The following is a 15825-nucleotide window of genomic DNA, read 5'->3' on the forward strand; positions in this document are numbered from 1 at the left end:
CACGCACGCCGCCTTGATCCTCGCCGATGCCCATGCCGCGCTCAGCGAGGCGGTGAGCCTCGTCCGCATCACCTTGCCCGGGGAGGCGCGCCTCCCCGAACTCCGCATCCGCGCCGAGGAGGTCACGGTAACGGAACACATCACCGCGGCGGTGGACGGGGTCGATGACCTTGTCGCCGGGGCGATCGCCGCCGCGGCGGCCGCCGGCAGCCACGTGATCCTCGACGTGCCGGGCCGGTGCCTTGCGGACGCCGCACTTCGTTCCCGCGTCGAGGCGCCGGTGCTGGTCGTCGGCGCGACGCCGTTCGACGAGCACATGGCGACCCATGCCCTGACCCCTGCCGATGCACCGGCCGATGCAGGTGCCGGAGCGCCCGGCCCCGACGGCGCGGCTTCGGTCGGGCCGGCCCCGGCCTGGCTGCTGGGTTGCGGCCGCGGCGGGGGCGCCTCTGCCGCCGCGGCATTCGCGGCCGCGATGACGCGATGCGCGGCCGCGACGTCGGCCGGGAGACCGCGCGTCCTGCCCGCGGTCCTGCCGTCGCTGAGCCGTACCGAGGCGACCCGTGTCATCGAGGGCGACCGGACCGCGCGGACCCTCGCGTCCGGCCTGCCGCTCCTCGCCGCCTTGCGCATCGTCGCCGGGGACCCGTACGCGGAGGAGGTCGATCCGCAGGCCTACGCCGCCGCGCTGGGAGCGGAGTTCGCGTCCGCGCGGCAGCCCGACCAGCGGGAGGCTGGCGACCGGCTGCACGACCTCGCCGACGAGCTGCAGGGAATCCGGGACGGCGCCAAGCCGGATCCGGAAGATCTCGCCGATGCGCCGCGCCTGGAGGAGTGGCGGACCGCGACCCGCGAGGTCCGCATCCTCGCGGGCCGGGTCTACGGACACCCCAGCATCCCGGACGGCAGAAGGATCACCACGTCCGACCTTTACGCCATCGACCGGACGAGGACCTGGGCGCGAACGATGTCCAGATACTATCGCCTGGGTTCGCCCGCCCCGGGCCACGCCGGTCCGGCCTAGCCCGACCGGCCGAGCTACGTCCCTTCCTGCCCTTTCCCCACCCGGCCGCGCGCTGGACGGCGGAGCCATGTCCGACCAGGAGGCGAGCGGATGCGTGCGACCGACGGGGAGAGCGCGAGGCCGGCCGGGGATGCCGGCCTCGCCTCGGTGGCATGTCCGGTTCTGGCGGTCTGGCGACGGTGCGACCCGGGCGAGATCGCGCCCGGGACCGTCGTCGAGATCGAGCGCGCGGTCGCCGGGTCGGGGCTGCTCCTGCACCACCGGCGCTGGCCGGATGCCCTGCGCGGGGATCCCGCCGCGGTGGTGGCCGCCGCGATCGACGTCATTCACGGCCACCCGCCCGGCACCCCGGCGACCGACCTCGTCATGAGCGGCCTGCTCGTGCACGCAGTGCGCGGCGACGCGACCGCCGCCCTCGTGCTCGCCCATGGGCTTGCCGCGCTCGCGCACCGGCATCCCCGGTCGGGCGAGCTCCTCGAACGGGCCGAGCGCTGGGCCCGTCGCTGGCCCCGCCGGCTTCGCTGAACCTGGGAGGTGCATGGATTGCGTATCTGGATCTTTTCGGACCTTCACCGCCGCACCTACGCGAGGCCCTGGACGCCGGCGGCCATCCCGGACGCGGACGTCGCCGTCGTGGCCGGGGACGTCGGAGAGGGCCTCGCCGACACGGTCGCGTGGCTCGCCGCCACGGTCCGCCCGGCCATGCCGGTCGTGCTGGTTCCGGGCAACCACGAGTATTACGGCGGCACGCTCGACGGGGAGCTCGCCCACGGACGGCGGGCCGCGGCGCGTCAGGGCATCGACCTCCTGGAGAACGACACCGTCGCCCTCGCCGGCTGCACGTTCTCGGGCTGCTCGCTGTGGACCGACTACGCCCTCGACGGCATCGCCGGGCGCGCCGCCGCGATGGACGCCGCGCGCGCGGGGCTGAACGACCATCGCAGGATCGCCTGGTCGCGCGACCCCCGATGGAAGCCCTTCCGGCCCGAGGAGGCGCTGGCGCTGCACGTCGCGTCCCGGCGCTTCCTTGAGCGCGCCCTCCTGGAGCGCGATCCGCCCGACCGTCGGCGCGGCCCGCACGTGGTCGTCACCCACCACGCGCCGAGCCCCGGCTCGGTCGCGCCGGCCTACGCCGGCCACCCCCTCAACCCGGCCTTCGCCTCGGACCTCGACGCGCTCGTCGCCGCGGGGCGGCCCGACCTGTGGGTGCACGGCCACGTGCACACCTCGTTCGACTACCGCCTCGGCGCGACCCGCGTCGTGTGCAACCCGCTCGGCTACCCCAGGGAGAACGCCAGCTTCGACCCCGGCCTCGTGGTCGAGCTCTGAACCGGGGCCGCCCGCACCCCAGCCGCCGACTGCCGCCGACCCGCACGACGGGGGACCATCCATGATCGACGACCTCACCTATTTCCGTGACGACCTCGACGAGGGCGAGGCCGACCTCGACCGGCGCGGGCGGCGCGCCCCGTCCGTCGAGACCCTGGCCGTCTTCGCCCTGGAGGCGGCCATCCCGGCCGCCGAACGTCGCCGCATCGCCCGGGCCAAGACCTACGCCCTCGTCGTCGAGGTGCCGTCCGCGGAGTGGGTGGAGCCCATTCGCTCGGCCTGCGGCGCGCTGGGGGCGTGGCCGACCGTCCATGCCCGCACGGGCGCGGACCGCGAGGATCGCCCCGAGCGCGGCAACGACACCGTCGCGCAGCGCCTTTCCGAGGGCGGCAGGGTCCTGGGGATCTCGCAGGATTGCGGGCGGTACCTGCCCTCCGCCCTGCTCGCCGCCGCCGACGGGCGCTACCGGGTCGGCGTGCCCGCCAACGCCGTCCTCGCGCGGGCGATCCGCGCCGCCACCGGGCAGCGCGCGCCCGAGCTGCCCCCGTCCGCGGCGGCGGGGCTCGGGCTCTGGGACCTGTGCGCCGCGATCCGCGCCGGATCCGCCCGCGCCTGCGTCGACCGCCTCGCCGCGGCGTCCCGGTCCCGGTCCACCGTCGACCGGCAGACCGCGGACGCGCCGCCGTTCGCGAGCTTGCGCGGGTTCGGCGCAGCCCACGACTGGGGCACGCGCCTGATCGACGACCTGGAAGCCTGGCGGGACGGGCGGATCGGCTCCTTCGAGGCGCTCGACCGCAACGTGGTCCTGGCGTCGACGCCCGGCCTCGGGAAGTCGACCTACGTTCGCTCGCTGGCGAAGGCCGCCCGGCTTCCGCTGCTGGTCAGCTCGGTCTCGACTTGGTTCACCCAGTCCAACGGGTACTTGGATGGCGTCGTGAAATACGTCGATCTTCTATTCGAGGAAGCCTATTCGCGGGCTCCATCGATACTATTTCTAGACGAAATCGATAGTATACCAAGTAGATCTTCAATGGACGGAAGAAATTCCTCGTGGTGGACCCCGGTGGTGACTCATATTCTTCTGAAAATCGATGAATGCTGTGCCCGGGATGGCGCCGGCGTGTGCCTGATCGGCGCGACCAACCACCCGGAGCGGCTCGACGCCGCCCTGGTGCGCCCCGGTCGGCTGAACCGGGTGCTGCGCATCGCGCGCCCGTCCGCCGCCGACCTCGCCGCCATCTTCCGGCAGCACCTCGGCGACGACCTCGCCGAGCTGGACCTCGGCGTCGTGGCCGAACTCGGCCTCGGCGCGAGCGGGGCCCAGGTCGTGGCGTGGGTCAGGGAGGCGCGCGCCAGGGCGCGGGCGGAGGGGCGCCCGATCCGGGCGGAGGACCTGCTGGGGGCGGTCGCGCCGCCGGACACCCGGACGGCCGGTGAAAAAATGCGGAGCGCGCTGCACGAGGCCGGCCACGCCGTCGGCGCCGAACTGCTGAAGATCGCCGAGGTCGAGCAGGTCGACCTGATCCTGCGCGAGACCGCCGCGGGCGGCACCGCCATGCGCGGGCGCCTCGGCCTGTTGCCGACCCGGGACGACCTGGAGCGGATGGTCGTCGGCCTGCTGTGCGGCCGCGCCGCGGAGACGGTGTTCCTCGGGGAGGCGAGCGCGGGGTCCGGCGGCGACGCAGGCTCGGACCTCGCGCGCGCCACGGCCTTCGTCGCGGGCATCCACGGCTCATACGGTCTCGGCGGCGGCCTCGCCTACCGCGGACCGATGGAGGAGCTCGGCCGCACCCTCGGCGGCGACCCGGCCCTGCGCTCGGCCGTCGAGGCCGACCTCGCCCGCCTCGGCGCGGAGGCGGAGCGCCTCGTCTCCGAACACCAGGACATCGTGCAGGCCGTGGCGGAGGCCCTGCTCGACCGGCGCGTGCTGAGCGGCGACGCGCTGCGCCGGTTCATCTCCGACGCCCGGCCCGGCCGGGCCCGGCAGGCGGGGAACGGCGGCCGATGACCCGGCACGCCGATCCCCGGGCGGCGGGGCTGGGCGCCGTCCCCGCGCCAGAGCCGGCCCGTGCCGCGACTGCAACGTCGAGCCGGTACCGCCTCTGGGTGATGTCGGACCTCGTCATCGACCGCCATCCCTTCGCGCTGCCCGCCCCGCTTCCGGACTTCGACGCCCTCGTGGTGGCCGGCGACGTCTCCGACGACCTACGGGTGTCGGTCGAGTGGCTAGCGCGGAGCCTCGACGGCCGGCAGGGCTCGCGGCCGGTCGTGCTGGTGCCGGGAAATCGCGAGTTTTGGGGAGGCCGGGACGGCCGAGGGGACATCGCGGGGATCCTCGCGCGCGGCCGCGAGCTGGCGAGCCGGGCCGGGATCGCGCTCCTGTCGGACGACGGCGTGCGCGTCGACGATGGCCGCGGGACGGGCCTGTACGTCCTCGGCGCCACCCTGTGGACCGATTGGGCCCTGCACGGATCCCGAAGGGCGACCCTCGCCCGCGGCCATGCCCGGCATCACCTCGGCGACTGCCGCCGCATTCGCCGCGCCGGCGCGCTTCCCTACCTGCCCCACGATGCGGGCGGCGCGCACGCGCGGTCGCGGGCGTTCATTGAAGACGCGCTCGGGTCCGTCGTCGCGCAGGCGACGGGGTTCCGGCCATCGCCGGTGGCGCTGGTCCAGGATGCGCGTCCGGGCGACCGTGCGGTTGTCGTGACTCATCACGCTCCGTCCGCGCGCACCCTGCCGCCCGAGGTCTTGCCCGAGCTCGCCGACGAGTGGGTCGGGGCCTCGCTCGCCTCCGACTTGGAGGGGCTCATGTCCGGCTGGGGCGCGCCGACGCTCTGGATCCACGGCAGCGTGCCCGGTCCGGTGGACGTGACGGTGGGACCGACGCGGATCGTCGCCAATCCAAGGATCTCCGGCTGGGAATGCGGCCGGGCCCCGTTCGACCCAACTTTCATCGTGGAGGCCTGAGTGCATGGCGCATAGTCGCACCGGAATCATGCCATCCCCCGGACCCGCCTCGGCGACCGACCGGGCCCTGCCAAGCCGGCGGCGCCATCCCGACCGCGAACGGCAAAGCGCAGCCGAGGCGCCGGACACGCTCCTTTGCCTGGACATCGAGACCGTCGCTGACACTGATATGCCGGTCGTCGATCCGGACAGGTTCCCGAAACCTTGCTGGCACCGGATCGTCGCCATCTCCTACGTGGAGGCTCGCATCGCGGTCGACCCGGCGACCGGCCACGAGCGCTACCTGGTGCGGCAGTGTCGAAGCGGTGGAAACGAGGACTGGGACGAGCGACGACTGCTCACGGCGTTCTGGAAATTCTTCGCGGCCGGCCGCTACCGCATCGTAACGTGGAACGGCCGCTCTTTCGATGTGCCCGTACTCCAGGCCCGCGCGCTGATCCACGGCATCCCAGTCCAGGCCTGGTACTGCCGCGGCGACCGGTGGAACGGATACGGAAGCCGGTACGCGCCCGACTGGCACACCGACCTCATGGACGTGCTTTCGGGCTTCGGCGCCTCCCCACGCATGGGCCTCGACGAGTGCGCGGTCGCGCTGGGCCTGCCCGGCAAGGCGGGCGAACACGGCGCCCACGTCGCCGACCAGATCGCGCGTGGCGACCTCGCCGGCGTCCGCGCCTATTGCGAGACCGACACCTTGAACTCCATGGCCCTCTACGTCCGCCATGCGCTCCTGTGCGGGAAGACCGACGCCGAGGGCCACGACGCGAGCCTGCGCAGCCTCGTCGACTACCTCGCGGCCGAGGGCCGGACCCGCCCGCACCTGCGCGCCTTCCTCGACCGGTGGATGAGCTCGTCCCGCCCCGCCCCGATGTTCGTGGCTGACGGGGCCTGACCGGCCGCGCTGCGGCGGCTCCCGGGACCGCCGCCGATCAAGCCGCGCACGTGAGGGAGTCGCGGATGCGGGCCTGCCCGGTACCGAGCCGGCGAAAGCCAGGCCTGGACGGCGGGCCCGAAGCCGCCGTCAGCTCGGACGGCCGCAAAGTTGCGGCGGCCGGCACGAGGACCGGATCGACGCGGACCGGCGGAGGTGGCCATCCACGTGGCAAAGTCGAGGCCAAAGGGCGGGGCTTGGCCCCCGTCATGGAGGGTCGAGGCGCAGAACGACCTTCGGATCGGAGGTCCATGCCTGGAAACTGGGGGAAAATCTCGAAATTATGCGTCGTCCAGGACTGGGAGCTTGCATGGGGCGGGCGGAACCTCTAAGGGATGGAATGCGCCCGGGTGTCCTTGGGCGGCGTCGGCTTCCGGGGATCCGATGAGTAAGTCGGAAGACTATCAAGGCCTCCGCGAAAGGCTTGAGCGGAAGCTCAGGGAGAAGGAGGAGGCTTATTCGGCGGCAAGCCTGGCTCACTTCCGCGAGGTCGAGGATCTCAGGCTCCAGATCCATCTCGTCGACCAGGTCCTGCGGGGTGGCGGCGCGGCGTCGGAACCATCCGAGGCGGCCGAGGGTGGTTCCAAGATCCTGCTCGCGGGAGAGGTCCCGCAGTTGATCCTGCGTGCCCTGGCCGAGGCCGAACCGCACGGATTGAGCGGCGGGGAGCTGAATGAAATCGTCGTCAAAGCTGGGTTCGCCAAAGACTCGGCGGAGAAAAATAAAACAAAATTAAGGTTAGCAGGGCGCGCGCATCGAGACCCGAAGGCGGGGGGGCGGTGGCGTCTTGGGCCGGGTCAGGCCTAACCCGCCGCGCCGTTTCGTCGGCCCTAATTCGCGAGGATGGAGAACGGATGAGATCAAGCGCCAAGCTCAAGGGGGCCCGGGCCCCGCCAAACGAAAAAGCGCCCGACGCGAGGTCGGACGCTTTTCGTGGACGCGCTACGCAGGATGGGGGCATCCTGCCTGCGACTTCCGAATAGCCGTGCGCGGCGCGTACGACTACTTGCTGGGGCAGTACCACCTGCGTACCAGCCGTGTTCAATACTTTCCAAGCACCACATCGACGTCACGTTGCGCAAACACCGTGACGCCCACTGAGTTCGAAGCGAACAAGAGGCGCAGGGCGCCTGTGGTTCGAGGCGAACAAAAGGCGCCAAGCGGCGCCTGTGGAATCTCGTTGTTACCGTGCGGCCGCTCCGGCCGCAAGCGGGCATGGTGGTTTTCCACAGGCGCGCGGCGGCCGCCCCGTTCGAAGGGGCGCCGCACGCCTTTGACGACGACGGATCGAGCATCGGTCGCCCGATCCGTGTCTCGGCCGCCCCGACGGGGTTCGCCGAGGCCCGACGACATCGTCCCTGAATGAAAACCCGCGCCGTGCGCATCCCGTCCCCTGCCTAAGGGGGCCGGTTCCAGTCCTGGATCCCCGCGAACAGGACGGACCCGACCGGGGCCACTCCGCGCATCCCCTAAGCCCGCGCCTCCGACCCCGTCGGGAGGCGACAGGAGACCTGTGCCATGCGTCCGCCCATCCCCGACCTCTTCACCCGCGTGGGCATCGTCCTGCCGGATCATATCGCGCCGCGGCGGCCGGGTGCCGCCCCGGCGGGCGTCCCGGGCGACCCCGGCGCCGGCCGACCCGACCGGCACGGACCGGGGGCCGAGCTCCCGGACGCCGTTCCCGCGCCGCCGTCCGAGGAGCGCGGTCGTGCGCTCCGCGCCGCCGGCGACCGCGACGGCTGACCAAGGCTCGTCGGCGGCCGGTCGACGAGGATCGACCGCCGGCCCGCGGCGCGGGCGAGACCGCGCCGCCCGATCGACCCGGGCCGCGCATCGGCGCGGTCCTCGACCTTCAGCGTCACACCCCGCGCGGCGACACCCTGCCTCGGCGGGTCGGGAGAACCTTGCCATGGATCGGCCGACGACGACCAGGACCACGAACCCCACCAGCTGCCCCCTCGCCTCGACCGCCGCGGATCCCGCGTCGTCGCGTGGCATCCGGACACCCCGCCGCCGTCCCCTCGCCGCGTCGTCGACCCGGACCCGGTCCTACGACGCGGCGGACGAAGCCCTGTCCATGCCCGTCGAGGCGACCTTCGACTTCGAGCGCCTCGACTTCGTCGTCATCGACGGGAGCGGCCGGTCCCTCCGGCCCTCGTTGGGCGTGACCACCGACAGTGCCACCGGCGCCGTGCTCGGCGTCTTCTGCGAACTCATGGGTTGAGGAGGATCGGATGCAGCCCCAGGCACAGCTTGCGACGCGCGTCGCCCCGGTCCTGCCGCCGGCCGCCCGGGTCCCCGGGGCAGTCATCGCCGAGGATGACGGAGCGGCGCCCGCGAGCCGCCGCACGTCGTTTGCGGTGCCGCACGACTTCGGCCTCGGTCCGGTCCCGCGATCCCTCGGCCCCGTGCGGGCCCCCCGCTCCTGGGTGCCCGATGTCGTGCGCCACGAGAAGCTGCCGGGCGGCTTGGCGATCACGACGAGCCTGTTGGAGACCGCCGGTCTCACGATGGCGCTGTGCGACCCGGTCAACACCCTCGTCGTGCCATGCGCCCACGTCCTCCACTACCAGGAGGTGGACCGGGACGGCCGCGTCCGGGATGCGTGCCATCGCCCCCAGGTCGTCACCCGCCGCCGCGACGGCGGCGTCCTCGCCTACACCTTCCTGGCCACCTGGGAGCGCGACAGGGCGGCCCTCGATTGGCGGCGGACCGAGGCGGCCGTGCGAGCCGCTTACCGCACGCTGGGCGTGGAGTTCCGTGTCCTCACGGAACGCACCCTGTTTTCGCGCGTCCTGCGCGAGAATCGCGCCCGCATGCTGAAGGAGCGGGCCGGCCCCGGGGCGAAGGACGACCTGGAACGCGTGCACCGGGCCCTGATGCGGCATGGCCTGACCACCACCGTCGCCCGCTTCCATCGCTCGGCGAGACCCTTCCCCGCGCGCAGGATCGACCGGACGCTCGCCTGCCTGATGGAGCTCGCCCTGGCCGGTTCCATCAGGCTCGATCTCCGGCAGCCGCTCGGGTCCGGGACCCGCATCATGCGGGCCGCCGCGGCATGAGCATCGGGAAGGACGACGCCGACGAGCCGCCCCTTCGCCTCAAGTCGTCGGCGACGCCGGCGAACCTGGGCCTCTTCCCCGGCGCACCCGTCGTCCGGGAGGTGAAGCGGCGCAATTACCTGCGCGCGGTGGACGGCGACGGGGGCGATCACAAGGCCCTCGGGGCCGCCCCCTTCCGCTCGCTTCTGGAGCGGGACCTGCGCACCTTGCTCGGCGCCAATCCGGACATCGCGCACTACGCCGTCGAGCCGCACGAACTGACCTATTACATTCCGGACGGCCGGGGCGGCCAGGAAAAGCACGTCTACGTCCCGGACGTCGTATGCCGTTACCGGGCCGGCGCGGTCACCGTGATCGACGCCAAGGCGCGCTTTATCGCCGAGCGCCCAGCCTGGACGAGGCGGCAGCCGCACATCGAGGAGGCCTACCGCCTCGACCACGGCGTGGTGTTCCTGACCCTGGACGAGGCGGAGATCCGGGCCGAGCCCCGGCTGTCGAACTGCCAGGTCATGGAGCGGCACCGGTACATCGTCCCGGACCAGGTCGCCCTGCTGCGGGTCCGCGACGCCTTGGTCGAACTCGGCCTGCCGACCACCGTCGCGGCCGTGGTGCGCGCCGCCCGGCTGAACGACAGGCCGGGCGAGTGCCGCGCCTACACCGCGCTGATGAACATGGCGCTGGCCGGCGAGGTGGCGCCCGACCTCGCCCGGCCCTTCTCCTTCCAGACCGAGATCCGCGAGGTGATGGCGTGAACGCCCCATTCCCCGTTCCCTCCGCTCGTCCCGGCCCTTGGTCGGGACCGCCCTCCGCGCAGGCAGCGCATGATCTGGCGGTGTCCCGGCCGCTCGATCTGCGTAGCAAGGACATCTACAGCCTCAAGGGCCGGATCTGCGAGTTCGAGCGTCGCCTCGACGGCAAGCTTCAGTTCCTGCGCGTCGACGACAAGGACGTGATTTTCCTCACCGACGAGCAACTCGCCTTCCTGTCGGCAAGGGGTGAGGCGCGGCTCGTCGCCGGCAACTTCCAGTACGGGAAGCCGCGGGGCCCGCTGCCGAACCGCCTCAAGCTCACGAAGGAGCAGGAGGCCCAGGCGACCCGGAAGCTCGATTACGTGAACGCCTGCATCCGGGGCCACGCCGAGAGCGAGCCGCGGCCACGCACGCCCTACGCGTTCCGCCGCTCGAAGCCGGCGCTCGACCCGATCATCCTGAGGGTGGCGCTGGGCAAGGGCGAGACAGCACCGCACTTCACCACAGTGCTTGGCTGGGTCGACCTCTGGATGACGCTCGGCGACATCCACGGCATCGCCTGCCTCGTCGATCGCCACATGCACAAGGGCAACCGGCGCCGGCCCTTTGGGCATGTCGGCGAGGTCGCGCTGGAGCGCGGCATTTGGCGATGGCTCAGCCCGAACATGACGACGGAGATGGCGTACGCCAAGGTCGTCAGCTCAGTCAAAGCCTACAGGCGCAAGCTCGCGCGGCATCTTGCGCCGGAGGAACTCGACCTGATCGAGGTCCCCTCGCTGCGCACCTTCCAGCGGCGGTGCAAGGACGTCGACCGGTACGTCCGGGATTACTACCGCAAGGGCCCCGAGTACGCGGCGAAGATGCATCGCACCTACCAGGTGCAGCCGCTCCCGGCGCGACCCTACCAGGACGTCGAGGTCGATAATTGTACCCTGGACATCGCGCTTGTCGACGACGACAGCGATTTCGTCCTCGGCCGGCCGGACCTGATCGTCTTCCGCTGCCGGAGGACGGGGATGATCATCGGCGTCTCGCTGGGGTACGAGGCCCCCAGCTACGCGAACTTCGTCGCAGGCCTCCGGCACGCGATGTACCCGAAGGACATGTCGGGCTTCCCGGCCGTGCGCATGCCCTGGCCGTGCTTCGGCCGCATCGAGAACCTCTGGGTCGACAATGCCCTCGCTTTTATCGGCGACGACATCAGGGCCGCCGCGCGCGAGCTGAAGATGAACAAGCCGAGATTTAAGCCGCGGTGTCCCTGGCTCAAGGGAGCCTTGGAGCGGTTCTTTGGCTACCTCAACACAGGTCTCGTCCACGTGCTCCCGGGAACGACCCTGTCCAATACAGTCAAGCGGCGCGAGCATGACAGCGACGTCCTCGACCGCGCCAAGATCCGACGGTCGGATTTCCTGGCGCTGCTGACGTTTTTCATCTGCGACGTCCACAACGTCCACAAGTCCAAGGGGCTTGGCCTGCTGCGGGGCATCGGCGACATCCCGCTCCGGGTCTGGAACGAGGAGGCCGCCCGCCATCCCAGCGGCCCGCTGCCGCCCGCCGAGCTGTTCGTCGCCCTGAGCGGCGAGTGGGAGTACCGCACGATCCAGAACGACGGGATCGTCTGGGATTACGTCAAGTACGAGTGCGCGGAGCTGATCTCGCTCATCACCAACCCGGGGCACAGGAACGCGCGGGAGGACGGCGCGGGCACGCGCTACAAGTGCGCGCGCGACCCGGCCGACATCGGCCGGATCTACGTGGTCGACCCGTATGACCGGGACGGACGCATCATCACCGTGCCGGCGACGGGGGCCCACCGCGCCTATGCCGAAGGACGTCACCGGCACGTCCACGACCTCGCCGTGGCCAACGCCCGCCGCATGGTCAAGGGCGCGTTCGATTTCGACGCCCTGATGCGGGCGCTCGACATCCTCGGTGAAACGGCCGCCGCCGCCAGGGCGAAACCGGAGCGCAAGGCCATCCAACGCGGCCTCGCCCGCTTCATCGACGCCGAGAGCAAGAGGCGCTTCCGCAGCGAGGTCCGCCCGGGAGCGCCGGCGCTTCCCGCCACTACCGCGGGGCACCTCGATCCCCTGGCCATCGCGCGCCGCCCGAAGGCCGCGGTGCCGGCCACGCCCGCGCCGGAACCCACGCAGTCACGGTCGGGACCCACCGCAGCCGGGGACGGGCATCCGTTGGGCCTGGCCCCGCCGCAGGGAGGCGTGCCGCCCGATGAGGCCCCTCCATCGGTCTCGACACATCAGGCCGCGGAGGAGCCCGGGCCGAGCTTGCCGCCCCCCATCCCGGTGCCGGCAGCGCCCCTCCCCGCCGCGCCGGCCTTCGAGCCGGCGGACGACCTCGATGACGAACTCCTGGCCCTCAAGGCCACCAAGAACTGGAGGACGGGCGATGAGTGAGACCCACCGCGACGGCGAGACCCTCAGCCGCGCCGAGCGCGCGGCCAAGCCGGCGCGCGAGCGCCAGCTCATCATGAAGAACCTCTTCGTGGGGCACGATAGATTCGAGACCGCGACCGAGGCGGTCTCGCGGTTCCACAGGCCCGTGAAGGACGGCGTTCCGGATTTCGGGTCGCTATTCGTGCTCGCCGGCGACCCACGAACGGGCAAGAGCTATGCGCTGAGGCGGTACGCGCGCGGGTTTCCGGCCGACCTGACCGGGACCGAGGGAATTGTGCGGCCGGTGGCGTATGTCGACCTGCCGGTCGGCTGCAACAAGTCTGGTTTCGTCACGGCGGTCGCCGGCGTGCTGAACGCCGGCGACGTCACCCGGATGAAGGTCGACGCGCTGTTCGGCAACGTGCTGAACGCGCTGGTCAAGCAGCGGGTCGAGCTGCTCATCCTCGACGAGGTCCAGGAGGCCTTCACCACCGCGCGGCCGGGCGCCCTGAAGGACTGCCAGGGCCTGGTGCGCAAGATCCTCAACCTCGGGACGCTCAACGTCGCCGCCGCGGGCCTCGTCGAGACCTACGGCATCATGGCGGCGGACACTCAACTGGAGGGACGGGGCGGCCTGCCGCACCACATCATGTTGCCCTACAGCTGGGACAGCAAGGAGGAGCGCGCCCTCTTCCGCCTGCTTTGTGCCGAGATCGACAGCCGGCTGCCCTTCGCGGCGAAGTCCGGCCTCGGATCGCAGTGGTTCGCCGCACGGCTCTACTGGGTGACCGACGGCATCATCGGCCGGCTGAAGGACTTCACCTTCTCGGCTGGCTGCCGAGCCCTCAACGACGGCGCCGAGCGGGTCGAGGTCGGACATTTCGCCGATGCCTGGGACCTGATCAGGCCGGTCGGAATGAACTTCAACCCCTTCCGCGACGACATCGACCAAGCCCCGGCCCGCGTGACGCAGGCCAAGCCGACGCTGCAGCCGAAGGACCCGGCGCAGGGCGCCTTCGTCAAGTGAGGATGCCGGCATGAGGACCTTCACGGACCTGCACGGGCGCTTCGAGCCGCCGCTCCCCGATTGGGGGCCGCCCCACCCGGGCGAGCCCGCCCACGGCTACGTCGTGCGCCTCGGGGCCATGAGCGGGATCGGCAGCGTCGCCGTCCTGTTGAACTCGCACGGGCTGAACGGGCGGGACATCCAGCCCGCCGAGTGCCTGGAGTTCGCGCTGTCTTTCCCGATCTCGGGAAAGGAGCAGCTGATCCATGCCACCCCCGTGGTCTCCCCGACGTCGGTCGCGATCATGGGCCAGGAAATCCGGCGGCGGCATTGGCAGGTCGGCCGGCGCCGCTTCTGCCCCGCCTGCCTCGCCGAGAGCCCCCATCACCGGGTCTGGTGGGACATGCCCGCGTTCGCGCGCTGCCCGCACCACGACCTCGACGTCGTCGACCGCGATGCCTCGGGCCATCCCGTGCCATGGTGGTCGGCATCGTTCACGCGCGCCCCGACCGGGACGGACCTGTTGCGGTACGGCGTGCCGCGACGCCCGTTCCCGCGCCCGTCCCTGGAGAGCTACGTCCTCGCCCGCCTGGGCGTCATCGAGGCGCCAGCGGTCCCGCTGCTCGACGGCCTCTCCACCCTCGGCGACGTGCTCGATGCCGTGGAGTTCGTCGGACGCGTGGCCCTGGGGGGAAAACTTCGGTCCCGCCCGGTCGTCGGCATGACCAAGGGCTTCGACCTGCCTGCCGTGAACCGGGCCGGATATGGCGTGCTGGCCCGGGGGACCGACGCGCTCGTCGCCCTGCTCCACGAGGTCGCCGCCGCGCGGGCGGCCTGCGGGGACGGGCGCGGCAAGCGCGCGAGCTTCGGCTGGATCGGCGCGATCCTCGACGTCGAGAAGGGCTCGCATGTGGGAATCCTCGCCGATTGCCTGCGGCGGGTGGCGGTCGAGCGAGGCGATTTCTCCCCCGCGACCTGCGAGGCCTGGTATGCCGGCGAGGCGGGTTGGCTGCCGGTTCCGACCCTGGCGGGCGAGCTCGGCCTCACGGAGGAGCGACTGCGTCGCCTGTCGGAGGCGCTCGGCATCCATGAGCGGCAGTTCGGCATCGCGCGGAAGCGCTACCGGGCCTTCAGCCCGGAGCAGGCGGCGCTGGTCAGGCGGACGATGGCCTCGCTCCTCGACCGGGACGGGGCCGCCGACGCGCTAGGGATCCCGCGCGGCACGTTCGACGCCCTCGTCGCGGCCGGCATCATCGCCCGCTTCGTCCGCATCGGGTCCGGGCCCGGCCGCGACCGGTTCCGTCCGGAGGACGTGGCCGCCCTCGCGGCGCGCCTGCTGCACAAGGTCGAGACAGCGACCGAGGTGCCGGACGGCCACCTGCGGCTGGCCGATCTCAAGCGGACCTGCAAGACCGATCCGGCGCGATCCGTCGCGGCGATCCTGAAAGGGTACGCGGCCCCGCGGGGGAGGACCGGGCCGAGCGTCGGCGACCTCCTGGTCCCCGACCCTAATCGGCACCGCGGGGATGGGATGCGGGCCGCGCGCGCGGCCCTGCGGACGCTCCCCGGCCTCAGCCGCTACCAGGCCGCCACCGTCCTCGGATGCAGGGTCGAGGTAGTCGACGGCCTGATTGACGGCGGCCACCTGCCGGTGTGCTCCGGGGGTCGTGGCTGGCGCCGGATCGACGAGGCCGCCTTCGACGCGTTTCATCGTACCTGGGCGCCGGCGGACCTCTTCGCCGAGGCCGCTGGCGCTACGCGCTCGGGCCACGAGGCCGGGCCGATCCTGCAGAGGCTCGGGGCCGGTACGTTGCACGTCGCGCAACGGGACGGGAGCGTCGCGCACATGGCCGAGCGCGCCAGCGCCCGGGCGGCGCTAAGGCTGTCCCTCGACCCCGACGACCCGGCGGGCGGCAGCCTCCTCGCGTTTGAGGCCGCGCTCCTGCGCGCGCTGGCACGGCGAGGCACGTTCAAGCTCGTCGGGCGGAGCCGCGGCCTGACCCTGTCGAGCGCCGCCGGGGACCTGACGGTCCGCATCGCGGCTCAGCCCGACCGCGCGACGGTCGAGGTCGTCCTCACCCGCGGGGCGCGCCCGCCCGGGGAGGACCATGCCGGCCCGGGCGGACGGCTGCGATGGCGCGAGGCGGCCGGTCGGCTCGAAACTATCGACACCGTGCCGGCTCCCGAACTCGCAACCCCGGCCGCGTGGCCGGATCTCGTGGCCCGCACGGTCGCCAGCACCGAATTCCTGCGCGCGACGTTCCCGCAGGTCCGGGCGGGCGCCGCGCCCGGGACCGTCAAAGCGGCGCGGCCGGCCCTGCCCGCCGCGGGCCGATCCGACCGGCCCGCGACGTGAACGCG

General features: G+C 72.2%; 14 protein-coding genes. All 14 read left to right on the forward strand.

The window, feature by feature from the left end:
• Positions 1 to 13 precede the first annotated feature (13 nt).
• The 14 genes from FVE89_RS22085 to FVE89_RS22150 all read left to right on the forward strand — a co-directional run bounded on the left by FVE89_RS22085 (position 14) and on the right by FVE89_RS22150 (position 15820).
• The gene (locus tag FVE89_RS22085) at positions 14 to 1024 is read left to right on the forward strand and encodes a DUF6634 family protein (RefSeq protein WP_246731106.1); all 1011 of its coding nucleotides are present in this window, start codon (positions 14 to 16) and stop codon (positions 1022 to 1024) included.
• Between the two features lie 90 nt (positions 1025 to 1114).
• A complete protein-coding gene (locus tag FVE89_RS22090; RefSeq protein WP_160536415.1) occupies positions 1115 to 1549 on the forward strand; it encodes a hypothetical protein in 435 nt (144 codons plus the stop codon).
• A gap of 9 nt (positions 1550 to 1558) precedes the next feature.
• A complete protein-coding gene (locus FVE89_RS22095; protein ID WP_342390000.1) occupies positions 1559 to 2353 on the forward strand; it encodes a metallophosphoesterase in 795 nt (264 codons plus the stop codon).
• Between the two features lie 61 nt (positions 2354 to 2414).
• Positions 2415 to 4361 (forward strand): AAA family ATPase, encoded by a 1947-nt coding sequence (locus tag FVE89_RS22100; protein WP_160536417.1) that lies wholly within the window; start codon positions 2415 to 2417, stop codon positions 4359 to 4361.
• The gene (locus FVE89_RS22105; protein WP_160536418.1) at positions 4358 to 5323 is read left to right on the forward strand and encodes a metallophosphoesterase; all 966 of its coding nucleotides are present in this window, start codon (positions 4358 to 4360) and stop codon (positions 5321 to 5323) included. The genes FVE89_RS22100 and FVE89_RS22105 overlap by 4 nt, the downstream gene beginning before the upstream one ends.
• Before the next feature lie 169 nt (positions 5324 to 5492).
• Complete coding sequence (locus FVE89_RS22110) at positions 5493 to 6215, forward strand: 3'-5' exonuclease (protein WP_160536419.1); 723 nt, start codon at positions 5493 to 5495, stop codon at positions 6213 to 6215.
• Between the two features lie 423 nt (positions 6216 to 6638).
• Positions 6639 to 7061: a hypothetical protein gene (locus tag FVE89_RS22115; protein ID WP_160536420.1), complete on the forward strand. Its 423-nt coding sequence runs from the start codon at positions 6639 to 6641 to the stop codon at positions 7059 to 7061.
• Between the two features lie 711 nt (positions 7062 to 7772).
• Entirely contained in the window at positions 7773 to 7997 is a 225-nt protein-coding gene (locus tag FVE89_RS22120) for a hypothetical protein (RefSeq protein ID WP_160536421.1), read from the forward strand.
• A gap of 166 nt (positions 7998 to 8163) precedes the next feature.
• The gene (locus FVE89_RS22125; protein WP_160536422.1) at positions 8164 to 8478 is read left to right on the forward strand and encodes a hypothetical protein; all 315 of its coding nucleotides are present in this window, start codon (positions 8164 to 8166) and stop codon (positions 8476 to 8478) included.
• Positions 8479 to 8488: 10 nt separating this feature from the next.
• On the forward strand, positions 8489 to 9316 hold the full coding sequence (locus FVE89_RS22130) for a hypothetical protein (protein ID WP_160536423.1): 828 nt from the start codon (positions 8489 to 8491) through the stop codon (positions 9314 to 9316).
• The gene (locus tag FVE89_RS22135) at positions 9313 to 10068 is read left to right on the forward strand and encodes a hypothetical protein (protein WP_160536424.1); all 756 of its coding nucleotides are present in this window, start codon (positions 9313 to 9315) and stop codon (positions 10066 to 10068) included. The genes FVE89_RS22130 and FVE89_RS22135 overlap by 4 nt, the downstream gene beginning before the upstream one ends.
• A gap of 80 nt (positions 10069 to 10148) precedes the next feature.
• Positions 10149 to 12479 carry a hypothetical protein gene (locus tag FVE89_RS22140; protein ID WP_160536425.1) on the forward strand — a complete coding sequence of 777 codons (2331 nt, stop codon included), beginning with the start codon at positions 10149 to 10151 and terminating at the stop codon, positions 12477 to 12479.
• Entirely contained in the window at positions 12472 to 13485 is a 1014-nt protein-coding gene (locus FVE89_RS22145) for a TniB family NTP-binding protein (protein WP_160536426.1), read from the forward strand. The genes FVE89_RS22140 and FVE89_RS22145 overlap by 8 nt, the downstream gene beginning before the upstream one ends.
• Positions 13486 to 13495: 10 nt before the next feature.
• Positions 13496 to 15820: a TniQ family protein gene (locus FVE89_RS22150; RefSeq protein ID WP_160536427.1), complete on the forward strand. Its 2325-nt coding sequence runs from the start codon at positions 13496 to 13498 to the stop codon at positions 15818 to 15820.
• The last annotated feature ends 5 nt before the right edge of the window (positions 15821 to 15825 follow it).

Origin of the sequence: Methylobacterium sp. 2A, from assembly GCF_009806555.1 — a bacterium.
Classification (GTDB): Bacteria; Pseudomonadota; Alphaproteobacteria; order Rhizobiales; family Beijerinckiaceae; genus Methylobacterium.